The sequence below is a fragment of the Halomonas sp. LS-001 genome (assembly GCF_052983955.1).
The window spans coordinates 1,743,863-1,766,615 of sequence record NZ_CM129816.1; the positions used below are offsets into that span (position 1 = coordinate 1,743,863).

The window sequence follows — 22,753 nt, forward strand, 5'->3', positions numbered from 1 at the left end:
GCTATCGTGTCAGGGGATCAGCTCTATTCCTGTTGTGTCTTTTTTTGCCTATTGTTTTGACGTTGGCTACAAAAGTCAGTCATCCGGTGTACGACTAATAATAAATAAGGTATCCATCAATGATGCGAAATATGTCTATTCTGGCGGCACTGCTGTTTTTCTCATGTGCGGCTTTCGCGCAGTGGCTGGGAGGGTTCTGGGGGTATTTAAGTCTGGCATTCGCGGCAGTGGGGGGAGCCGCTATCGTATTCAGTGGCACACTTGGCGTTTATTACGCAGATCAGAGAGGCGTGGATCAAGGCGTTTCATGGTTATGGCCGGTCCGTGATTATCGTTCATTGCGGGCGATGGCTTACCGCTTGATGCAGCGTGCCAGTAGCACTGCCATTGCCTCAGCAGAGGTATCTCATCACGCTGACCAGATGGGGCAACGGCTCGAAAAACAGGAGCATATGGCGCGCGATTCTTCCATGAGTATGTCCGCCATCAATGCTGCCATCATGCAGGTGAGCAACAGCACCACTCAAGTGGCGACGCTTGCAGAAAGTGCCCGTCATGCCAGTCACGAAAATCGCAGTGAGCTTGAGGAAATCATTGCTGAGATGAATGGCATCTCCAGCCGCTCAAATGAGGCGCTGGAAATGCTGACGGCGCTTAACGACAAAATTGAACGGGTACGTAGTGTCACTTCAATGATTGAGGATATTGCTGAGCAGACGCATTTACTGTCACTTAATGCCTCGATTGAAGCAGCAAGGGCCGGTGAGCACGGCCGTGGTTTTGCCGTCGTTGCTGGCGAGGTCCGTAATCTGGCGCTGAAAACCTCGACGGCGACCCAGAATGTGGATGAGCTGGTCAAGGACATGCATCAAAGTGGGCAAAGTGTGGTGGACTCCATGGGTCACCTCATGGCGCGTATCCGGGAACGTTCCCAGGGAATCGGACAGGTGGGGAGTCGCTTGGGGAATATGACGGACGAGGTAGACCAGGTACATCAGGAAATTACCCAGGTCGCAGAGGCCATGGAAAGTACCCGACAGCACAGCCAGACGGTGACGGATTCGCTGCGTCAGCTGGAAAATGATGTGGATGAGGGTAGCCGAAACATGCACGCACTTGCCGAGCAGGCAAGGGCGCTGATGGATGCTGCAGAAAGTGTTGATGGTGAACTGGCTCAGCAGCGACTGGCGGGTCGTCATCAGGCGGTATTTCACGTAGCGCGAAAAGCCGCGGATCAGATTGGTCAACGGTTTGAACAGGCGCTGAAAAAAGGTGAGCTTACCCAGGCGGCACTTTTCGACCCTCACTACGAGCGCGTAGAGGGTACCGATCCCCCAATGTATCGTACGGGGTTTGACGATGTGACTGACCGCTTGCTGCCTGTGATTCAGGAACCCATGCTCAAAGAATTTTCGCTCGGTTATGCGATCGCCTGTGACCGCCAGGGTTACGTACCCACTCATAATCAGGCGGTCAGTCAGAAACCCACTGGTGATTATGCCCATGATCTGGCCTTTTGCCGTAGCAAGCGAATATTCGACGATCCGACGGGCAGACGATGCGGTAAGCATGAGCAGCCGCTTTTGCTCCAGACCTACAAACGCGATACCGGGGAGATCATGCATGACCTCTCCGTTCCGATTTATGTTAATGGCAAGCATTGGGGTGGGTTTCGGGTCGGCTACCAACCAGAGGCTGGTAGCACGCATGAGGTAGTAGCCGCTGAGTCTGTTCAGCTATTACCGGGCAATGGTGGGGCGCGCTCTCGACTGGTGCCAGGCTGAATATGAGTAAAGCGCCAGTCCTGTCCATATCAATAAAAACGTCGCCAGTTGAATCAAGGAAAGTGACTCTTTAAAAAAGATCAAGGCGATAAAGAACTGCATGCTTGGGTTGATATACATCAGAAACCCGATGGTGGCGAGACGTAAACGCCTTGCTGCACCGGCAAACGCCATCAGCGGCAGGGCAGTTAATATCCCGCTGGCGATTAACAGCCAGGTGGTTCGGGCTTCTTCGGCAAAATTTGATATACCCTGCAGGTTAAGCCAGCTAAAGGCTATCAGTGCCAAAGGCATCAACAGCAGGGTTTCAACAAACAGACCTGACAACCCATCCAGCGGCACCTGTTTACGAAACAGTCCGTAACTGCCAAAAGAAAACGCCAGGATAAGACTGATCCAGGGCATTTCTCCCAGCAAGATAAATTGAATGCCAATCGCCAGCGTCGCGAGCCCCACGGCAACCAGCTGCAGCTTTGCCATCACTTCCCTGAGAACCAGCATGCCCAAAGCAACATTGACCAGCGGTGTCAGGAAGTAACCCAGGCTCGCCTGAAGCACTTGCTGACTTTCCACCGCATAGATATAGATTCCCCAGTTAACGGCAATCAGCAAGGCGCAGGCAAGCACGCGGCTGAGGCGTTTGGGTTCACTTAACGCAGCCACCACTGGTGGCCAGCGCCTGAGTACGCTGATTAACCCTACCAGAAACAGGCAAGACCACAGGATTCGGTGAATCAGTATCTCAAACGCGGGTACACCATCGAACAAAGCAAAAAACAGTGGGAAACAGCCCCACATGATGTAGGCGGTAAGTCCAAACGTAACGCCCTTGACGGCTTGCGGATCACGAATAGGTGAGGTAGACATGGCGATCTCAGATGCGAAAAAATGTTAATCTAGCATACTATTCCCGAGACTTAAGTAGCCTTAATGAAATGCTCGCCCACCAAGGAGATTATCCATGAATACGTTAACCACCACATTGGTGCAGTGCGACTTACGCTGGGAAGACCCTGACGCCAACCATCGCCATCTGGAAACCCTGCTGGCAGATATTGATGGCAGCAAAACAGATGTCATTGTGCTGCCGGAAATGTTTGCCACCGGTTTTACCATGAATTCCCGTGAGCAGGCCCAGCCGATGGCGGACAGCAAAAGTGTCGCCTGGCTAAAAGCGCAGGCTTTCGAACGGGGCTGTGTCATGACCGGCAGCGTGGCGATTACCGAGAATGGGGAATACTTCAACCGGCTGATCTGGGCCACACCTGACGGTGAAGTTACGTTTTACGACAAACGCCACCTGTTTCGTATGGCCGGTGAGCATGAACGCTACAACATGGGCAAAACCCGAGAGGTGATTACCTATAAAGGCGTGCGTATCATTCTCAGTGTCTGTTATGACCTGCGTTTCCCGGTCTGGCTGCGTCAACAGCCTGAACAGGGTGAAACGTTTGAATATGACGTTTTACTGTGTGTCGCCAACTGGCCTGCGCCGCGTCGTAACCCATGGAGGACCTTACTGCAGGCCCGTGCCATTGAAAACCTCAGCTATGTGATTGGCGTGAATCGCGTGGGTGAAGACGCCAAAGGCCTGGACTACAGTGGCGACTCGATGCTGATAGACTTCAAGGGAGACCCGCTGATGGACCACCCTGCTTATGAACCTTTCGTCGACACCATGACGCTGGATATGGATGCATTAAATGAATTCCGCCAAAAATTTCCTGCCTGGCAGGATAGTGACCGTTACGAACTACTGCCGGGAGTCGGTAACTGATGCGTCTTGATCGCTTTTTGAGTGAAACTACCGACCTGACGCGTAGCCTTGCCAAGCGAGCGCTGAAAAATGGCGAGGTTGAAATCAACGGCTCGCCGATTAAACAGGCCGCGCTGCATATTGATCCGGACAATGACCGAATCACCTGGCAGGGCGAGACACTCTCCCTGGTTGGGCTGCGTTACCTGATGGTGCATAAGCCGGTTGGCGTGGAATGTACCGCCCGGCGCGGCCTATACCCGCGAGCGATTGACCTGGTTGAGCTGCCCAATGCTGACCGACTGCAGCCGGTTGGCAGGTTGGATGTGGATACGACCGGCCTGTTATTAATGACCGATGATGGCCACTGGGCGCATCGGATCATGTCGCCAAAACACCGTTGTGCCAAAGTCTATCGGGCAACGCTGGCTGAGCCCTGGGAGGGCGATGTTGCGCAACAGGCGATAGAGCACATCAGCGAAGGCGTTATGCTGGATGGCGAAAACGAGCTAACCAAGCCAGCAACCTTGATGATGCTAAGCCCGACAGAGGCAGAGCTTACGCTGACCGAAGGGCGTTATCATCAGGTAAAACGCATGTTTGCGGCGCTGGGGAACCACGTTGAGCAACTGCATCGCCACTCTATTGGCCCCATCGTACTTGATGAAGGGTTGGCGCCGGGGGAATGGCGTGAACTCAGCGCCGAGGAAGTTGCCTTGTTTTAACTATTTTAAAAACGAAAGCTTGCCATCCCTCAACCCAGTTGCCATGCCTCAAGCCAGCTGCGCGGCTTTGACCAGGCGCTGGGTATAGTCGTGCTGCGGTGCGTTCAAAAGATCAAAGCTTGAGCCTGCTTCCACGACCTCGCTGTCCTTGAGCACCATGATGCGATGTGCCATGGCGCGAATTACGGCAAGGTCGTGGCTGATAAACAGATAGCTTAGCTGACGCTTGACCTGTAAATCCCGCAGCAGCTCGACAATCTGCTTCTGTACGGTGCGGTCCAGAGCCGATGTCGGCTCATCCAGTACCAGCAGCTCAGGTTCCAGAATAATAGCCCGAGCAATGGCGATACGTTGGCGTTGGCCACCGGAAAATTCATGTGGGTAGCGATTGGCAATGCTGGCGGTTAAGCCAACTTCCTTGAGTGTCTGATGCACCCGCTGTTCAATATCGGTGAGCGATAGCGCTGGGAAATGGAAACGTAGCCCTTCACTGATAATATCAAACACCGACATGCGCGGTGATAACGCTCCGTAAGGGTCCTGAAAGACCATCTGAAAACGATGCCGCTGTTGCCGTAGTGCCTTGCCGGTCAAACTGTGCAGGGCATCATCGCCGAGCCTTACGTCACCTTGGCTGGGTACCAACCGCATGATCGCTGACGCCAGCGTGGTTTTGCCGGAACCGGATTCACCCACAATCCCTAGCGTTTCGCCAGGAGCGATATACAGGTCTGTGGGTTTAACCGCAATAAAGGGGGGCGGTTGACGGCGGAAGAGCCCCGCTTTGGGGCGCGCAAAGGCGACGCTTAATTGTGTCGCGCTAAGCCGTGGCTGAACACGCCCGATAGGGGTGGGCTGACCTTCCGGCTCAGCAGCGAGCAGCGCTTTCGTATAATCGCTCTGGGGCGAATGGAAAACCTGACGAACGTCGCCGCATTCCTGCAGCTGCCCCTGATACATGACGCAAACCCTGTCCGCGTGGGCGCGCACGAGGTTAAGGTCGTGGGTGATAAATAACATGCCCATGTCATGCTGGTCGCGAAGATCACGCAGCAAGGCAAGAATTTCCTGCTGAACCGTAACATCAAGCGCTGTCGTGGGCTCATCGGCAATCAGAAGCTTCGGCTGATTGGCAATGGCCATCGCAATCATCACCCGCTGGCGCTGGCCACCCGATAACTGGTGAGGCCAGGCGTCAAGCAGCTCGTCCGGCCTTGGCAGGTGAACCTGCTCAAGCAATTTTCTGGCGCGCATTCGAGCGGCTTTACCCGTCAACCCTTGATGCAGGCGCAGTGTTTCACCGATCTGCTTACCAATCCGGTGTAAAGGATTAAGTGAGGTCATGGGTTCCTGAAAGACAAACCCGACCTGATTGCCCAGAATGGTTTTCCATTGAGGGCGTTTGAGGCTTGCCAGGTCAGTCCCTGCCAGAAAGCGTTTACCGCTGACGCGGGCATTTTCCGGTAGCAGGTTCATGATCCCCAGTGCCGAGACGGATTTACCCGAACCTGACTCGCCGACCAGCGCCAGCGTTTCGCCTGCCCTGACCTCAAAACTCAGGTTGTCGACCACGGTGGTGCCATCGAAATCAATGTTCAGGTTGTCGACGGCAAGCAGGGATGGCCCAGAAGAAACCGGTGACAAATCATCCATGGGAAACATCCTTTTGGCGTGTCTGTATATGACGAGGGTCAAAGGCATCCCGCAGGCCTTCACCGATAAAGACCAGTAAGGAAAGCATGATCGCCAGGGTCATGAAAGCCGTGATGCCCAGCCAGGGGGCATGCAAGTTGTTTTTGCCTTGCGCGGCCAGTTCGCCCAGAGATGGAGCGCCCGGTGGTAGCCCAAAGCCCAGAAAATCCAGCGCGGTAAGTGTGCCGATGGCACCGGTAAACAGAAAGGGAACAAAGGTCAGCGTCGCTACCATGGCATTGGGCAGCACATGCCGCCACATGATCAGGTGCGAGGGAAGCCCCATGGCTTTAGCTGCGCGTATGTATTCAAGATTTCGGGCACGCAGAAATTCTGCCCGGACAATGTCAACGAGCCCCAGCCATGAAAACAGCATCATGATACCCAGCAGCCACCAGAACCCTGGCTGGACAAAGCTGGCCAGGATAATCAGCAGAAAAAGGACCGGCAGCCCTGACCAGATTTCGGTGAAACGCTGGCCGATCAGGTCGACCTTGCCGCCGAAATACCCCTGTACGCCGCCAAAGAACACGCCCATTACCAGCGAGCCTGCGGTCAGCACCAGCGCAAAGGCGACCGAAAGCCGGAAACCATAGATCACGCGGGCCAGTACATCGCGGCCCTGGTCATCGGTCCCCAGCCAGTGGCGGCTATCCGGCGCAGCGGGCGATGGGCGGGTCATGTGCATGTCCAGCGTCTGGTAGGAAAAGGGAATCATCGGCCAGAGTGCCCAGCCGTGTTCCTCAATCTGCTCTTGAATGAAAGGGTCCAGGTAATCCGTGTGGGTGGGCAGGAAACCGCCAAATTCTGTTTCCGGATAATCCACCAGTAGCGGCATATACCATTCCCCTTCAAACTGCAGGATCAGGGGTTTGTCATTGGCGACCAGTTCAGCAAACAGGCTGAACACGAACAGGGCACTGAACAGCCAAAGCGACACACGAGCACGGCGATTGGCACGAAAGGCAGCGATACGACGGCGGGTAATCGGCGACACGGTTACGACTCCCGGGTAGCAAAATCAATGCGTGGATCAACCCACACATAGGTCAGGTCTGATACCAGTTTCAGTAGCAGGCCTATGAGGGTGTAAAGGTATAAAGTGCCAAAAATCACCGGATAATCCCGTTGCATGACAGCTTCAAAGCCAAGCAGGCCAAGCCCGTCCAGTGAAAAGATAACCTCAATCAGCAGGGCGCCGGTAAAGAAAATACCCACCAGGGCTGCTGGCAGGCCTGCAATGATGATCAGCATGGCATTGCGAAACACGTGGCCATACAGGATGCGCTGTTCATCGGCACCTTTGGCTTTGGCCGTCAGCACGTATTGCTTGTGGATTTCATCCAGAAAGCTGTTTTTGGTGAGCATGGTCAAGGTGGCGAAGCTGCCGATCGAGGCGGCGATGACCGGTAGGGTAATGTGCCAGGCGTAATCCTTGATTTTTCCCCAGGAGGAAAGGTCGTCAAAATCCGGCGACGTCAGCCCGCGCAGTGGAAACCAGTCCAGATAGGTGCCCCCGGCGAACACCACGATCAGCAGGATCGCAAACAGAAACCCCGGAATGGCATAGCCGACAATGACCAGCCCCGACGTCCAGACGTCAAAGCGTGAACCATGCCGCAGCGCCTTGCGAATGCCCAGGGGGATCGAGATCAGGTATACCAGCAGGGTCGTCCATAACCCGAGAGAAATCGAGACCGGCAGGCGTTCGATCATTAGATCAATGACTGGCCTGTCGCGGAAGAAGCTGGTGCCGAAATCAAACGTCAGGTAATCCCCCATCATCGACAGAAAACGCTGATGAGCGGGTTGGTCAAAACCGAACTGCTGTTCAAGCTGTTCAATAAAACGCGGGTCAATTCCCCGTGCCCCACGCGAATCATCGCTCACCTGAACATCGCCACCACCCATATCCAGGCGCGTGCTGGCCATGGCATCGGCGCCTTCAAAGCGTGCCAGCATCTGGTCGATGGGGCCGCCGGGCGCAGCCTGAACGATCACAAAATTGAGCAGCATGATGCCGAACAGCGTCGGAATCATCAGCAGCAGTCGACGTAAAGTATAACGCGCCAAGGCAAGGCTCCTTTTGCAATTTCGTTCACTCGATTTCGTTCACTGGATAATAGCGGAAGGCTTCAGGCAATATGCCGAAATTATCGACCGCTGCGACGCCGTTGAAGTTCTGCTTCCCGTTGAGTATCTACCCACCAGGCATCCAGGTCCATGGCGTAGCGGGGAAAGGGTTCGGGGTATTCAAATTTATCCCACACGGCAATACGCGTTTCCCCGGAATGGTAGTGGGGAATGACATAAAACCCCCAGCGCAACACGCGGTCCAGCGCATGGGTGATGGTATTCAGCTGCTCACGGTTATCGGCGGCAATCAGCTGGTCAACCAGGCTATCTACGGCAGGGTGCTTAAGCCCCATCAGGTTTCGGCTTTGCGGCTGGTCAGCGGACGCACTGGTCCAGTAATCGCGCTGCTCATTGCCCGGATTGTTCGATTGTGGGAACTGGCTGATGACCATGTCGTAATCAAAATTCCGCAGGCGGTTGAGGTACTGGTTGATGTCCACTATGCGTATCGAGGTCTGAACGCCCAGCCGGGCCATATTACGCAGCATCGGTTGTACAACGCGTTCAAGGCCGGAATCGTAAAGAAGCACTTCCAGTGTCAGCGGTGTGCCGCTTTCCGGGTTGATCAGACGGCCATCCTCCACTTCGTACCCGGCATCGCGCAATAAATCCAATGCCAGGCGTAGCCGTTCACGTAGCTCCAGTGGGTGATCAATCGGCAGCGGCTCGGTGAAAAGCTGATCTGACTGGTGAGAGGCGAGGAGTTCCTCCTTGAAAGGCGTCAGCAGCGCCAGCTCGTTGGGCGATGGCATGCCGCGTGCTTGCATTTCGGAATTCTGGAAGAAACTCTGGGTACGATTGTAAGCACCATAAAAAATATTGGTGTTCAACCATGGGAAATCAAACGTCAGGCTCAGGGCTTCGCGTACCCTCGGGTCCTCAAACTTTTCGCTGCGCAGGTTGAATATAAAGGCTTGCATGGGCGACGGGTTAACGTCTGGTACGGTGATACGTTCGACCAACCCTTCTTCGTAGGCAGGAAAGTTGTATCCGATGGCCCAGGTGGCGGCACGGGCATCAATACGGTAATCAATCAGTCCGGCTTTGAAGGCTTCCCAGGCAATATCGCGGTCGCGGTAATAATCAAACACCATTCGGTCGATATTGTGGCGGCCAACGTTGACGGGCAGATCTTTGCCCCAGTAATTCTCGTCACGCGTGAAAACAATGCGCCTGCCCGGATCAACCTCGGCAATTTGGTAAGGGCCTGAGCCTGGGTGAGCCGCCAGGGTGGGGGACGTGAAATCATGCGCCTGCCAGTAGTGTTCAGGCAGAATCGGCATCTGAGCGACAATCAGTGGCAGCTCGCGGGACTGCGTGTCGTTAAATTCGAAGCGAACACGATGGTTATCCAGCGCAACGGCGCGTTCAACACCCGCATAGTAGCTGCGGTAAAACGGATTGCCCTGTTCACGCAGAATATCCAGGCTGAACACCACATCTTCAGCCGTCACCGGTTCCCCATCCTGAAAGCGCGCCTCAGGATGCAGGTCAAATTCGATCCATTGACGATCGGGGTCCAGACGCACGCCATTGGCTAATAAACCGTACAGGCTGAAAGGCTCGTTAGGATTACTGGCCAGCAGTGTGTCATAAATCTGGGAAATGCCGCTGGCCGGGGTGCCGCGGATAATGAAGGGGTTGGTGGAGTCAAAGCTCCCACCCGGTGGCGTGCGGACCATGCTGCCGCCTTTGGGCGCATCGGGATTCACGTGAGAAAAATGGGCAAAATTTTCCGGCAACGCAGGCGTATCGTAAAGTGATAGAGCATGCACGGTGTCAACGTCGCCAGATGACGCTGAGTCAGATACGGGAGGCTGCTCCGCCAACGCAACGCTACTCAGGCCTGCTATCACCGCGATAACGGCAAGATACCGCCATCCGCGGCGCAATGATCCTGTCTCCATGGACCTGCCAGCTTTCATTTTCAACGCCCTCCAGATTTGAAGTGAGGCAACACCAAGGTTACCTCGACAACTCAAGAGCTGGAAAGTGTCAGGAGTTGGCCCGGTTGTAAAGCTTCAGGTCGATCAATTGCGTTCCAGCGCATGATATCGCGAAGATTCAGGTTGTAACGTTGCGCGATGTTGCTCAGGTTGTCGCCACGTTGAACGCGATGCGTTAATGGTGCCGCATTGCTGGCAAACATGGCGTTACTGTTCACATCATCGGGTTGTGTTAGCTGAGCCATCATTTGCGGTTGTGTATCGTGAGGCACCAGTAATGTGGCGCTGTAACCCGGATTTAAGCTGCCATTTAACAAGCCTGGATTCAGTTCGGCGAGGGCATCGGCGGCAATCCCTGAACGCACGGAAATGTCTTCAAGGCTGAGAGACCGGTCAAGCTCTACCATGGCAAAAGCAGGCTTTGAATCAATCTCTGGCAGGTCTATGTTATAGGCCTGTGGATCGGCAATAATGGCGTTGATCGCGAGGAGTTTAGGCACGTAGTCCATCGTCTCGCCGGGAAGTTGCAAGTCCCAGTATCTGCCCTGTTTACCCTGGCTCTGTGCGTTTCTGACCGCTCGATTCACTGTGCCTGCGCCTGCGTTGTACGCGGCAAGCGAGCGAACCAGATCGCCGTCATACCACTGGTCTGCCTGCATCTCGATATAATCGAGAGCCGCCCGGGTGGAGGCCACTACATCAAGTCGACCATCGTAATGGCGGTTACGTACCAACCCAAGAGCATCCCCTGTGCCTGGCATGAACTGCCACAGCCCAGCAGCCCCACGATGACTTTTCGCCGTTGGATCGAAAGAGCTTTCTACGAAAGGCAATAGCGCAATTTCACCCGGAAGGCCGCGTTCAGCGACTTTCTGATTGATCCAGGCAAGCCAGGGCGCCGCACGACGGGCAATCGCGACAATATTTTCCGGGCTGTTCTGATAACGCTCGATCCATGCGTTGACTCTGGCCTGCGCGTCCGCCGAAAGTGGCATCGCCTGCCAGGCAAGCTGCTTGCGTAATTCTGTCCAGGCATCGCGGGTTTTGAGGTCAAGCGCACCCCAGAAATGCGAAGAAGACGAATAGGTTGAGGGGATGCTCGCACGGTTTGAGGCAGAAAAATCGCCGTTTTTGATGTTCGCTGTAGAGGCTTGGCTCTGTGCAGCGGCTGTTAACAGCAATCCAGTGATAACGGTGCTGCCAACACTAAGTAGCAGTCGATCTCTAATCGAATAGTAGGTCATAGGCATTCAAGGGTGAACCGGTGGTCGTTTCAAAATGTGCTGAACTTTGCACGTTTAAATTTTAAAACTTATTGATTAAAAACGATTTTTCCACTCGCGCAACGTGGTAAATGTGGCAAGTTCATCGTTACTGTTCCCCTGCTGACTAACAGCCTTACGGACACTGTCTGTATTCAAGCGGAGATAGGGGTTAATTTTCAGCTCGCGTCCTATCGTACTGGGTAAAGTGGGGCGCTCCAGTTCCCGCGCTTTCTGGCATTCCTGCAACGCCTGGGTAACAAATGGGTTGTCAGGATCTGCTTCTCTGGCAAACATCAGGTTCGCCAGGGTGTATTCGTGTCCGGCAAATACCATGGTTTCTTCAGGCAGTTTGGCAAAGCGGTTGAGCGCGCTGTGCATCTGTTCTGGTGTGCCTTCAAATAGCCTTCCGCAGCCGGCACAAAAGAGGGTGTCTCCGCAAAAAAGCAGAGGCGGTATGCCTGGTGCAAAAAAACTAATATGATCAAGGGTATGGCCAGGTGTCGCAAAAACTTCAAACAAACGCCCCATGATGCGAACTTCATCACCTTCCCCGACAATGTCAGTCAAGCCTTCAATGCTTGGGCTGTCCGGGCCTATCACCCGCGGGGAGTAACGCTTGATCAGAGTCTTTAATCCATCCGTGTGATCAGGATGATGATGCGTAATCAGAACACTTTCGAGCGTTAACGACTCGCGTTCCAGGAACTCAATGACAGGTTTCGCTTCACCAGGATCCACGACGCAAACACCGAGGCTAGAATCTTGTCGAAGCAACCAAATATAGTTGTCGCTTAAGGCAGGAATGGGTGTCACGCTCAGCATCGAGGAAATCCTTTAAATGTTAAAGGCGTCAAAAGAACGTTACTTTGGAGGCAAGCGCGTTTTATGTCAAATTCAGACGCAGCGCAAAAGCTGAATCAACAACTCGAGAAAAGTCAACGTTTCTGGGGTTCGGCGCAAGGTTGCGCTCTATTTGATGCCCAGAGGGCCTGCCTGGGGCCCATCATTGATTCGCGTAATAAAGGGCGTGCGCTTGAGATAGTGATGGGGCCATCGATGTTACAATCGACAACGCTCTCAACAACGTTTTCCCATGTCATTCAATGGGCGCCAAACCGCGAGGCCGCCCAATGTCAGGAAACATTGATCTGCCCGTTGGATGACCTGGCACTGCCTGATGGCTGCATGGATGTCACTCTTGTGCATCACTGGCTGGAACACACCAGTGATCCCCATCATCTTCTTCAGGAGGCCGCACGGATCACTTCGGATCACGGGATATTACTGATTTTTGGTTTTAATCCGATAAGCTTCGGCAATCTGTCCCGTTATATGCGCCCTAAGCGACACAAATATCCTGAAAATGACCAACAGCGCGCTGTGTGGCGTTCGCCCCGTTGTCTGCGCGACTGGTTGGGGTTTGTCGATTTTGACGTAGAACGCGTAGACTATTGCGGTTTTCGAATGCCGTTTATGCGCCCCTGCGAGGCATCATTAGAGACGCTTGGGCGGCGACAGAATGTGCCGGTTAGCGAAGCCTATATGATTCGTGCCAGGCGTCGCCAGCAGCCGGTCAGCACATCGCGTGTAAAATTCGGCATGCCATTAGCACCGCCAGGACGTTCTTTTCAGGTGCTTTCACGAGCATCCTCTGCCAGGGTTCTTCAAGATAAATATTCTGAAAACCAGGACTCCGAGAAAATCAGGACTCTCGACAAAATCAGGACTCTCGACAAAACCAGGACTCTCGACAAAACCAAGGAACCCAAGCGTTGAATGAAGAAAACAAACAGCCGATGCCCAAAGTAACCGTTTATACCGATGGTGCCTGCCGTGGCAACCCGGGCCCAGGGGGGTGGGGCGTGGTACTGCAAAGTGGTGAACATGAAAAAACACTTTATGGTTATGAGGCAGAAACCACGAATAACCGGATGGAGTTAATGGCGGCCATCATGGCCCTGCGCACGCTGAATACTTCCTGCGAGGTGGCGCTATGGACCGATTCACAATATGTACGCCAGGGTATTACCCAATGGATTCACAATTGGCTCAAACGTAACTGGAAAACCGCGTCACGCCAACCGGTGAAAAACGCTGAGCTGTGGAAGATGCTGCACGAAGAAACCCAGCGCCATGAGGTCGAATGGCATTGGGTGAAAGGCCATAGCGGCCATCCTGGTAATGAAAAAGCGGATGAGTTGGCCAATATCGCTATTGACGAGCATGCCCGGCAAAAGGCTTGATACGCTTTTTATCCAGACAGAATTTAAAGATCTTATTTAAAGACCGAGCTTATAGACCGAGCTTAAATAAATAGTTATTCGGAGAACGTCATGCGTCAGGTCATCCTGGATACGGAAACGACCGGTATCGACCCTAAAGACGGGCATCGATTAGTGGAAATTGGTGCCGTCGAGATGGTCAACCGTCGTCTGACCGGTAATACCTACCACCAGTACATCAACCCTGAACGCCATATTGATGCTGAGGTCGTGGCTGTACACGGTATTGACGACGAAAAGGTGGCCAATGAGCCGGTTTTCGCGGCAATCGCGGATGCGTTCTGGGAGTTCATTGCGGGGGCGGAACTGGTAATTCATAACGCGGCCTTTGATGTTGGGTTCATCGACCATGAGCTCGCCAGGCTCAATAAGGCCAGAGGCGGACAACCCCTTGGGCCGGTGGCAGAGCATTGCGGCATTCTGGATACGCTGAGCCTGGCGCGTCAAAAGCACCCGGGGCAACGTAATAATCTGGATGCGCTGTGCAAGCGTTATGAAGTGGATAATGGCCACCGTGTGCTTCACGGCGCCTTGTTAGATGCTGAAATACTGGCTGATGTCTATCTGGCCATGACCGGTGGCCAGACAACCCTGACGCTTGATTCGGGCAGTCAGCAAAACAGTCAGCAGGAAGGCGCACAGCAAGGTATGTCGGTTCAGCGTCTGTCGCTCTCGCCCGGACAACTTCGTGTGATTGCACCTGATCAGGAAGAGCTGGCAGCTCATGAAGCGAAATGTCAGGCGCATCAACTGCGTTGGCAGCAGGGGTGACTGGATAATGTTGAGAAGAGAAATTCCGGTTGATAAAAGTGAAGGGCGCGTCATCGTGCTTTCAAAAAGCAAATTACTTCCTTCGCCACAGCACAAAGATGGTGAGCCTTCACCGCTTCATCCCTGGCAGCCGTGGAATGAGCATATGCAGCCCTTGTGCTTTTGGGATGACGAGCCGGTGGCGCTGTTGTTAGTAGATCATTTGCTGCTGGATCAGCCCGAGGCACAGTGGATTGATGGTCGCCAATGGATGGCAATGCTGCCAACCGACTGGTTCAGTTTGCTGTCAACGGCCTTGCAGGTAGGCGCATGGTTGGAAAATCATCGCTTCTGCGGACGCTGCGGCTCACCGGCCACCAAGCTGGAGGCGGAGTTTGCCATGCACTGCCATGCCTGCGGGCATCGCAATTATCCGCGTATTTCGCCGTGTATCATCACGCTGGTTAGCAGTGGTGAAGCCATGCTGTTGGCGCGCAGTCCGCGTTTTCCTCCTGGGCGCTATTCGACCCTGGCAGGGTTTATTGAACCGGGTGAGTCGGCAGAAGAAGCCGTTCATCGCGAAGTGTTTGAAGAGGTTGGGGTGCATATTGGTCAGTTACGCTATGACCAGAGTCAGGCATGGCCGTTTCCGCATTCGTTAATGTTGGGTTTTTTCGCGGAAGCGACGTCTCGACGGATACATATCGATGGTGTAGAGATTGCGGATGCGGCGTGGTTCTCGCCACGCCAGCTGCCTTCGTTGCCTCCCCCCTATTCCATCTCACGGGCTTTGATTGAGGCCCATCTGGCTAAATGGCGCTGAGAAAAGCCGTATGATGGAACTGGAGAGGAGACGGCATCAACCTTTTGGGAACAGGCTGGTCAGTTTTGTGGCCAGCATGATGTTGCCAGTTGCTTTCAACTTTCCTGTCATGAAAGCGGTCATGCCATTGATTTCACCGTTCATAATGCCTTTGAGAGTGTCTGACTCCATACTGAGGCTGACAGAAGGGTCATCATGCTCACCTTCCTGAACGTCTAGCGTTCCCTCATGAATATTCATGTAATAATCGCCCGCATCGGAAAAATGGAACTGGAAGACATCGCTCATACCCTTTGCAGCTTCTGGATTAAAACGCGCATGCAGTTTTTCAAGCGTGGAAGATGACATTGACGGATTTCCTGTTGATTCAAGTAAAGCGAGGCTTTGACGCGAACGGCTGCGATCTCACGTCAGTTTAATTATCAAAGTACGAGATTATTTTAAACAGCCGTTTACATCAAGTGATAAACGCTAATCACCGGTAGGAGAATACAGTGACTGAATGGATTATTGAACAGGCTACCTTTGTGTTGCAGGCCCTCATTGTTGTGGGCTTGCTAGGTATCGTGGTCATCATGGTAATGCGTGCCAAAGAGCCAGATGAACAAGCATTATCGCTGAAGATAAACGAGCTTAATGAGCAGCGACGTCAGCGGCAGAAACGCCTTGAATTAGCGGCTGTTTCGCCTTCGGCACGCAAAAAACTGATCAAGGCATTCCGGCGGGACGATAAGGCGCAGAAAAAAGGCATTTCTGCGGATGAAGGCACTAAAGACGCTCCCAAGCGCGTCTGGGTGCTCGATTTCCATGGTGATATCAAGGCATCGGCCACCGAGCATTTCAGCGAAGAAATATCCGCGTTGATTGAAGTCGCTGAGCCGCAAGATGAAGTTGTCATTCGTCTGGAATCCGCAGGTGGGCTGGTGCATGCCTATGGTCTGGCTGCCGCTCAGCTTGATCGTCTGCGTGATGCTGGCCTTAAAACAACCGTGTGTATTGATAAAGTGGCGGCCAGTGGCGGGTATTTGATGGCGTGCACTGCTGAACATATCAAGGCCGCGCCGTTTGCTGTGATTGGCTCGATTGGCGTTGTCGCGCAGATACCCAATATTCATCGTCTTTTAAAACGCCATGATATTGATGTGGAATTGCTGACTGCGGGTAAATACAAACGCACCCTGACGATGCTTGGAGAAAACACACAAGAAGGGCGCGAAAAATTTATTGATGACTTGGAAAATACCCATCGATTATTCAAGGACTATGTGGCCAAACGACGCTCTGGCATGGATATAGACGCGCTGGCAACCGGTGAAATCTGGTATGGCCACGAGGCGCAGGAAAAGCAACTGGTGGATAGTGTTCAAACCAGCGAAGCCTACCTGACGCAACTGATGAAGACATCACGTGTACTGCAGATCAAACTTGAAGCACCGCAAACGATGACACGTAAGCTGGGCCTGGCCGTAGAAGCTGGTGTAGAGCGCGCGGTACTGAAAACGGTTGAGACGCTCGAGGCATCTCGCTGGCACAAGCGTTAATCCTATTTCCGCATGCTGCCATAACGTCAGTATTGGTGCGAAAAAATGATCCCGCAGACTGCTTAGCCAGCTGCGGGATTTTTTTAGCGTCAGCGACCGATCATTTTCAGCGGCCAAAGTAGCTGGCAAGGGTGACAATGATCGCCTTTGCGCTGTCACTGTTGAGTGAATAATAAATCGTCTGAGACTCTCGACGGGTCTGGACAAGATTTTCACGGCGCAATATCGCCAGGTGCTGCGACAACGCAGACTGGCTGAGTTCAAGATGATGATTGATTTGTGTGACGGACAATTCCTTGTCAGCCAGCAAACAAATGATTTGCAACCGCTTTTCATTGGCCATTGCCTTTAGTAAAGACGCTGCCAAATCAATGGCGTGACCTTCATGTTGCAATAAATCGGTTGCAGCATTAACGGAAGGGGGCATTTCAAACTCCTGGTCGACACAAGATGCGTACATGGCAATTCACGCTTACCTGTCAATTGGGGCACTAAGCCGGTCGGTGGCCGGAAAGCACTTATCGGGGAAAACGTCATGACTACAATCAGCCGGTTGTGTTGACGTCCCGCTCATGCTGTACCGCTGCATTATTAAATTTTATTAATTTAGCGCGGATTATCCAAGTGTTTGTTTAGCAATGTGTCAATTTAAAAGATGTAAATGAGTTGTTTTTTTACATAACATATTGATTTTTTGGTGGATAAATAATTTTTGTTACATTTCATTTTTTTTGCACGATGACCGAAAAGTCATGAAAACCAAACTCACTATGTCTTCAGCGGCTCCGGTGCATGCATAAAAGACGGTCAGTTGCCAAAATAACGATATCTGATTTTGTTGACAATTAGTCAGGTAGATCTACCCCTTTAGTCGCTTTTTAGCCAATAGTATGACGGTTATTTGTCCATTTACTTTATACAGTGTCGACAATCATACGTTATTAAACCCCAGACCGTGGAAAAGCCGCTATGAGTCGATATCAAAAAGAGTTCCAGCACGCCCTTCAGGAGCCTGAACAATTCTGGTCGGAACAGGCCAAACGTATCCCCTGGTTCAAGCCCCCAACGAATATCCTCAGTTATGATGATCAGCAACATGCTCGCTGGTTTGGCGATGGTGAAATGAACATCTGTCATGCGGCGATTGATCATCACGTGGACAATGGACGTGGTGAGCAGCCTGCCATCTTCTGGGACTCGCCCGTCACGAATCGCAAAGCGACCATTACCTATGCTGAATTACGCGATCGCGTCGCGCATTTTGCGGGTGGTTTGCAGCAGCTCGGCGTTGAGAAAGGGGACCGCGTTGTCATTTATATGCCAATGATTCCTGAGGCTCTGGTGGCGATGTATGCCTGCGCGCGTCTGGGTGCCATTCATTCGGTCGTGTTTGGTGGCTTCGCGCCCCATGAATTGGCCATGCGCATTGAAGATGCGCAGCCCAAAGTGGTCATTGCGGCATCGTGTGGGGTAGAAGTTAACAAGGTGCTGCCCTATAAACCGATTATCGATCAGGCGATCACATTAAGTGCTCATAAGCCTGATGCCTGCATTGTCTATCAGCGTGAAGAGCATCAAGCAGAGCTTGCCGCTGGTGATCATGACTGGTCGGCACTGGTGGCTGACGCTCCCTTTGCGGAATGCGTTCCGGTCAAGGGCACTGATCCTCTCTACGTCTTATATACTTCAGGCACGACAGGAAAGCCCAAGGGCGTTGTGCGTGATACGGCCGGCTATGCCGTTGCTCTGGCGTATTCCATGGATGTCATCTATGACGTTGAGCCGGGTGAGGTTTTCTTCTCTGCCTCTGATGTGGGTTGGGTCGTAGGCCACTCTTACATCGTCTATGCGCCTCTCTTGCGTGGGTGCACCACCGTCGTTTATGAAGGCAAACCGGTGAAAACGCCGGATGCGGGTGCTTTCTGGCGTTTGATTGAAGAGTACAAAATTAAGAGTTTCTTTACGGCTCCGACGGCTTTCCGGGCGATCAAGAAAGAAGATCCGGATGCCAAACTGCTTGAACAATATGATATCAGCAGTCTGAAACATCTTTATCTGGCGGGTGAGCGTCTTGACCCACCGACTTTCCATTGGCTGGATGACCTGCTCGATGTGCCGGTTATTGATCACTGGTGGCAGACGGAAACTGGCTGGGCGATTGCCGCTAATCTGCCTGGCCTTGAGCCCATGCCGACCAAAGCCGGTTCTGCCACCGTTCCTGTTCCCGGTTTTGATGTTCAGATCCTGGATCGTGACGGTGAGCAGGCGGGTGCCATGGAGCAAGGCAGCGTGGTGATAAAACAACCCATGCCTCCCGGTTGCCTGGTGGGTGTCTGGGGCGACGCTAAACGCTTCCATAGCGCTTACATGGCGGCGTTCCCAGGTTACTATCTGACCGGTGACGGTGGGTATTACGATGAAGATGGGTATCTATTCATCATGGGACGCACCGATGATGTTATCAATGTCGCTGGGCACCGCCTATCGACCGGTGAAATGGAGGAGGTGGTGGGGGCTCATCCCGCCGTTGCCGAGTGCGCCGTCATTGGTATTCATGATGAGCTGAAAGGCCAGTTACCGGTAGGCCTGGTTATCCCCAAGGATGGTTTCGATGGTGATGAAGCGACGCTTGAAAACGAGCTGATTGCTCGCGTCAGGGATCAGATAGGTCCGATTGCCTGCTTCAAACAGGTACTGGTCGTGAACCGCCTGCCTAAAACCCGCTCAGGCAAGATACTGCGTAAACTGTTGCGCAATATTGCCGACGGTAAAGAGTTTGGTGTGCCTTCAACCATTGATGACCCGACCAGCCTGGAAGACGTTCACCTGGCGATGAAAGGCCGGGAGGTAGGGTCGGCCGATAAAGCCACTCAAGTATAACGCGCCAAAACACGCTTAATCCCTAAAAAAGGGTTGATTGCGAAAACCGCCGATATGTCTGGCGGTTTTTGCGTTACGTTGCCGGTGGTATCGATGGTGTGGATGCGTATAATGCTCTGCGCTTATCCCTATCCTGGGCAAAGAGGGTTCCCTAACCCCTCTCTGTCTTTCTGTTATCTACCCAAAAAGGAACCCCTCCGATGTTTGCTTTGACAAACGCGCAGTATCAGCGTTGCCTGATGATCATGGTGGCTTTTCATATTTTGATCATCGCTGCCAGTAATTACCTGGTTCAGCTACCCTTTGAAATGTTTGGCTGGCATACCACCTGGGGGGCATTCAGCTTTCCTTTTATATTTCTGGCAACTGACTTGACCGTCAGGCTGTTTGGGAAAGGGCCGGCCAGAGCCATTGTGACGCGCGTCATGCTGCCAGCGCTATGTGTTTCCTATATGGTGTCAGTGATTTTCCCACGCGGTGAATTTGCGGGTATCGAAGCGCTGGGTGAATGGAATACCTTTGTTGCCAGAATCGCCCTGGCGAGCTTTCTAGCCTATGTGATTGGCCAGCTGCTGGACGTTCAGGTGTTTGACCGATTACGTCAGATGGTGTGGTGGGTTGCCCCTGTATGTTCCACTATTCTTGGTAACCTGGCCGATACGGCTGCGTTTTTCTCTGCCGCTTTTTATCGTAGCTCGGACCCTTTTATGGCCGCGAACTGGGTAGAAATCGCTTCGGTTGATTACGTCATTAAACTGATAATCAGTCTGGTGTTTTTCCTGCCCTTATATGGCGTATTGCTGGCATGGCTGACACGGCGTCTGGTGGTATGGACAGGGCGTGATGATGCTGAGCCGAAGTTTGCTTGATCACTTTTGCAGGAGTTTGTATGTGTTCATCTGAGGTAAGCGTTTCTACCGTGGCCTTACATTACATGGAAATGGGGCCTGAGCAGGCGAGCGACTCCCTGCCATTAGTGGTCATTCATGGTTTGCTGGGCAGTGCTGATAATTGGCGTACCAATGTAAAAGCCTGGCAGCAGCACCGTCGGGTGATTGCAGTTGATTTGCGTAATCATGGCCGTTCACCTCACGCCGATGGCATGACATATAGCGAAATGACGTGTGACGTGCTGGCGCTGATGGATAGTCTGTCAATTGACAGGGCGCATGTACTGGGGCATTCGATGGGTGGCAAAGTGGCTATCAGCCTGGCGTGCCTGGCCCCGGAGCGAGTGGCTTCTCTTGTCGTAGCGGACATTGCACCGGTGGTCTATCAGCATGGCCATGATGATGTCTTTGCTGCATTGCAGGAAGTGGAAAAAGGGCAGCCTGTTAATCGGCGAGAAGCGGATGACTTGTTGGCAAAACACGTGAATTCACGTCCCATACGCTTATTCCTGGCGACAAATCTCGAACGCAGCGCTGATAAAGAAACTCCGCATATGAGTTTGCGTGTCGGATTAGCGCAGATTATGCGGGGCTACCCTGATATTGTCGCAGCGCCTGCCGGTGATTCCGCTTATGAGGGGCCCAGCCTTGTGCTTCGAGGGGCTGAGTCGGACTATGTCAGCGATGAGAGGATACCTGCCGTTAAAGAGTGGCTGCCGAAGGCGCGTATCGTTACGCTCAAAGAGGCAGGCCACTGGCTGCATGCGGATCAACCCAAGGCGTTTCAGCAGGCCGTGGAAACCTTTATCACAGCGCAGTCAGCCAGCTGCTAGTTATCCAACTCAACGACGCTGACCCCGTGATGCGCGGGGTCACGTAAAAAACGATTGAGTATCTGGTAGACATCCCTATCAAAGGGAACCGTTTTTGCGCTGAAATCAGTCGCTTCCTGAAGGGTGTTGACCGACCCAAGATAGCGCCATTGTGACACCAGATGATAGGCAGGCTGGCGGCTTTTGGCATGCTGCTCATAAAGCGCAATTCGGTTCTGCCAGGGCCAATGGTTAAGCTGTTGTTGTGCAAGCGCTGTCTTTGCTCTCTGAGTATGTTCGGCGAGCGTTTCCTGTTGGCAGCAAGCGCCACGGCATTTTCCCAGTTGATGGGCAAAGCAGCGCCCCCGACCTCGCTCCAGCTTTAATACCTGTGGGCACAGTTGATGTTCATCGGCGAGCGTGCGCAATACGTTCCTGGCATCACGGGTGCTTCTGAATAAACCAAACAGCGTATCATGGTGAGCAAACGCCATTGATTCGCCATTGATCAGTTCAGGGTGTGATGCGTCTTGAGGCCAATGCCAGGCGTAGAGCCGCCGCTGTTTGCGTAATCGACGGTTCATGATGGGCATCAATGTCTTGATAAGCTCAGCTTCACGTAATTGGGCCCCCAGGTCGCCGGCGGTTTCTTCCCACTCGATATGTTGAATCTGCTGAGCCAGCCGCATCTCCCGGTCATCCTGATGATCACTCTGAAAATGGCTCATGACACGAGTGCGCAAATCAACGCTCTTTCCCACGTAGAGCGGTAATTGGTTATGCCCATAGAATAGATAAACGCCGGGGCGTTTGGGGATCTTTTCAATGAGTTTGCTATTCAGGTGAACCGGTAGGCTACGCTGGCGTCGCTGGGCGTTGAGCAGCAGCTCCCATTGTTGATCATGGCAATCTGACTGCCAGATTTGCCAGAGCGCCCATAACGCTTGCACATCATTGTCGGCACGGTGTAGTGCCTGATGAGAAATGTCATAACGGCGAAGTAACGCTGGCAGGTTGTGCTCAGAGCATTCTGGCGACAGCGTGCGGGAAAGTCGCAGTGTACATAGCACTTTGGCACGGTAATCAAGGCCTATCCGCTTGAACTCGTTGCGCAAAAAGCTGTAATCAAAGCGGGCATTGTGAGCCACCAGTTCGCCATCCTTAAGCCAGTCAAACAGTGTCTGCGCGATGTCTGCAAAACGTGGGGCGCTATCCAGCAAGGTATCATCGATACCGGTTAACTGCGTGATGGTCGGTGGGACGTGGCATTCAGGGTGGATCAGGCTTGACCATTGATCAATAACCTTTCCATCCACCACTTTGAGCGCGGAAATTTCGGTAATTCGATCACGGGTGGCTCGTGTCCCCGTTGTTTCAACATCGATAAACACCAGCACAATAAGCGCCTCTTTTTGGAAGTGCTTTTTTGTTAAGTAAAAAAATCGTGAACACATCAAGTTCGCCATCGGGT

The 22,753-nt window shown here is 53.0% G+C and carries 21 protein-coding genes; 11 read left to right on the plus strand and 10 right to left on the minus strand.

Translation table 11 applies throughout. From position 1 onward, the window contains the following. Positions 1–122: 122 nt before the first annotated feature. Positions 123–1,784: a methyl-accepting chemotaxis protein gene (locus tag ACU6TU_RS07815; protein ID WP_447144206.1), complete on the plus strand. Its 1,662-nt coding sequence runs from the start codon at positions 123–125 to the stop codon at positions 1,782–1,784. On the opposite strand, the gene rarD is transcribed toward ACU6TU_RS07815, so the two are convergent. Next, positions 1,740–2,651: an EamA family transporter RarD gene (gene rarD / locus ACU6TU_RS07820; protein WP_447143990.1), complete on the minus strand. Its 912-nt coding sequence runs from the start codon at positions 2,649–2,651 to the stop codon at positions 1,740–1,742. The genes ACU6TU_RS07815 and rarD overlap by 45 nt on opposite strands. Before the next feature lie 94 nt (positions 2,652–2,745). Between rarD and ACU6TU_RS07825 the strand changes: the two genes are divergently transcribed. After that, positions 2,746–3,561 (plus strand): amidohydrolase, encoded by an 816-nt coding sequence (locus tag ACU6TU_RS07825; RefSeq protein ID WP_447143991.1) that lies wholly within the window; start codon positions 2,746–2,748, stop codon positions 3,559–3,561. Then, a complete protein-coding gene (locus ACU6TU_RS07830) occupies positions 3,561–4,265 on the plus strand; it encodes a pseudouridine synthase (protein WP_447143992.1) in 705 nt (234 codons plus the stop codon). Before ACU6TU_RS07825 ends, ACU6TU_RS07830 begins: the two co-directional genes overlap by 1 nt. Before the next feature lie 48 nt (positions 4,266–4,313). Here ACU6TU_RS07830 and ACU6TU_RS07835 read toward each other — a convergent pair whose 3' ends face one another. From ACU6TU_RS07835 to gloB, 6 genes are all read right to left on the minus strand, one after another. Beyond that, the gene (locus ACU6TU_RS07835) at positions 4,314–5,918 is read right to left on the minus strand and encodes an ABC transporter ATP-binding protein (protein ID WP_447143993.1); all 1,605 of its coding nucleotides are present in this window, start codon (positions 5,916–5,918) and stop codon (positions 4,314–4,316) included. After that, on the minus strand, positions 5,911–6,954 hold the full coding sequence (locus ACU6TU_RS07840; RefSeq protein ID WP_447143994.1) for an ABC transporter permease: 1,044 nt from the start codon (positions 6,952–6,954) through the stop codon (positions 5,911–5,913). The genes ACU6TU_RS07835 and ACU6TU_RS07840 overlap by 8 nt, the downstream gene beginning before the upstream one ends. A 2-nt stretch (positions 6,955–6,956) precedes the next feature. Next, positions 6,957–8,030 carry a microcin C ABC transporter permease YejB gene (locus ACU6TU_RS07845; RefSeq protein ID WP_447143995.1) on the minus strand — a complete coding sequence of 358 codons (1,074 nt, stop codon included), beginning with the start codon at positions 8,028–8,030 and terminating at the stop codon, positions 6,957–6,959. A gap of 80 nt (positions 8,031–8,110) precedes the next feature. Then, complete coding sequence (locus ACU6TU_RS07850; RefSeq protein WP_447143996.1) at positions 8,111–10,018, minus strand: extracellular solute-binding protein; 1,908 nt, start codon at positions 10,016–10,018, stop codon at positions 8,111–8,113. Between the two features lie 53 nt (positions 10,019–10,071). Further along, a complete protein-coding gene (locus ACU6TU_RS07855) occupies positions 10,072–11,283 on the minus strand; it encodes a transglycosylase SLT domain-containing protein (RefSeq protein WP_447143997.1) in 1,212 nt (403 codons plus the stop codon). Positions 11,284–11,358: 75 nt separating this feature from the next. Then, on the minus strand, positions 11,359–12,126 hold the full coding sequence (gene gloB / locus ACU6TU_RS07860) for a hydroxyacylglutathione hydrolase (protein ID WP_447143998.1): 768 nt from the start codon (positions 12,124–12,126) through the stop codon (positions 11,359–11,361). A 63-nt stretch (positions 12,127–12,189) separates the two neighbouring features. Here gloB and ACU6TU_RS07865 point away from each other — a divergent pair, with 63 nt between their 5' ends. The 4 genes from ACU6TU_RS07865 (at position 12,190) to nudC (ending at position 15,159) form a co-directional block, all read left to right on the plus strand. After that, positions 12,190–13,080 carry a class I SAM-dependent methyltransferase gene (locus ACU6TU_RS07865; RefSeq protein WP_447143999.1) on the plus strand — a complete coding sequence of 297 codons (891 nt, stop codon included), beginning with the start codon at positions 12,190–12,192 and terminating at the stop codon, positions 13,078–13,080. A 20-nt stretch (positions 13,081–13,100) separates the two neighbouring features. Further along, positions 13,101–13,547 (plus strand): ribonuclease HI, encoded by a 447-nt coding sequence (rnhA, locus tag ACU6TU_RS07870; protein WP_447144207.1) that lies wholly within the window; start codon positions 13,101–13,103, stop codon positions 13,545–13,547. A 90-nt stretch (positions 13,548–13,637) separates the two neighbouring features. Continuing rightward, a complete protein-coding gene (gene dnaQ, locus ACU6TU_RS07875) occupies positions 13,638–14,357 on the plus strand; it encodes a DNA polymerase III subunit epsilon (RefSeq protein WP_447144000.1) in 720 nt (239 codons plus the stop codon). Positions 14,358–14,364: 7 nt separating this feature from the next. Further along, positions 14,365–15,159 (plus strand): NAD(+) diphosphatase, encoded by a 795-nt coding sequence (nudC, locus tag ACU6TU_RS07880; RefSeq protein ID WP_447144001.1) that lies wholly within the window; start codon positions 14,365–14,367, stop codon positions 15,157–15,159. 36 nt (positions 15,160–15,195) lie between these two features. Here nudC and ACU6TU_RS07885 read toward each other — a convergent pair whose 3' ends face one another. Continuing rightward, positions 15,196–15,507: an SCP2 sterol-binding domain-containing protein gene (locus ACU6TU_RS07885; RefSeq protein WP_447144002.1), complete on the minus strand. Its 312-nt coding sequence runs from the start codon at positions 15,505–15,507 to the stop codon at positions 15,196–15,198. A gap of 146 nt (positions 15,508–15,653) precedes the next feature. On the opposite strand from ACU6TU_RS07885, the gene sohB reads away from it, so the two are divergent. Continuing rightward, a complete protein-coding gene (gene sohB / locus ACU6TU_RS07890) occupies positions 15,654–16,700 on the plus strand; it encodes a protease SohB (RefSeq protein ID WP_447144003.1) in 1,047 nt (348 codons plus the stop codon). Positions 16,701–16,806: 106 nt separating this feature from the next. Here the strand turns inward: sohB and ACU6TU_RS07895 are convergent, their stop codons facing one another. Next, positions 16,807–17,127: an ArsR/SmtB family transcription factor gene (locus ACU6TU_RS07895; protein WP_447144004.1), complete on the minus strand. Its 321-nt coding sequence runs from the start codon at positions 17,125–17,127 to the stop codon at positions 16,807–16,809. Between the two features lie 542 nt (positions 17,128–17,669). Between ACU6TU_RS07895 and ACU6TU_RS07900 the strand changes: the two genes are divergently transcribed. From ACU6TU_RS07900 to ACU6TU_RS07910, 3 genes are all read left to right on the plus strand, one after another. After that, positions 17,670–19,580 carry a propionyl-CoA synthetase gene (locus ACU6TU_RS07900; protein ID WP_447144005.1) on the plus strand — a complete coding sequence of 637 codons (1,911 nt, stop codon included), beginning with the start codon at positions 17,670–17,672 and terminating at the stop codon, positions 19,578–19,580. A 200-nt stretch (positions 19,581–19,780) separates the two neighbouring features. Next, the gene (locus ACU6TU_RS07905; protein WP_447144006.1) at positions 19,781–20,449 is read left to right on the plus strand and encodes a 7-cyano-7-deazaguanine/7-aminomethyl-7-deazaguanine transporter; all 669 of its coding nucleotides are present in this window, start codon (positions 19,781–19,783) and stop codon (positions 20,447–20,449) included. 20 nt (positions 20,450–20,469) lie between these two features. Next, complete coding sequence (locus ACU6TU_RS07910; protein WP_447144007.1) at positions 20,470–21,303, plus strand: alpha/beta fold hydrolase; 834 nt, start codon at positions 20,470–20,472, stop codon at positions 21,301–21,303. On the opposite strand, the gene ACU6TU_RS07915 is transcribed toward ACU6TU_RS07910, so the two are convergent. Continuing rightward, positions 21,300–22,736: an exonuclease domain-containing protein gene (locus ACU6TU_RS07915; RefSeq protein WP_447144008.1), complete on the minus strand. Its 1,437-nt coding sequence runs from the start codon at positions 22,734–22,736 to the stop codon at positions 21,300–21,302. The two genes, ACU6TU_RS07910 and ACU6TU_RS07915, sit on opposite strands and share 4 nt — an antisense overlap. Positions 22,737–22,753: the final 17 nt, after the last annotated feature.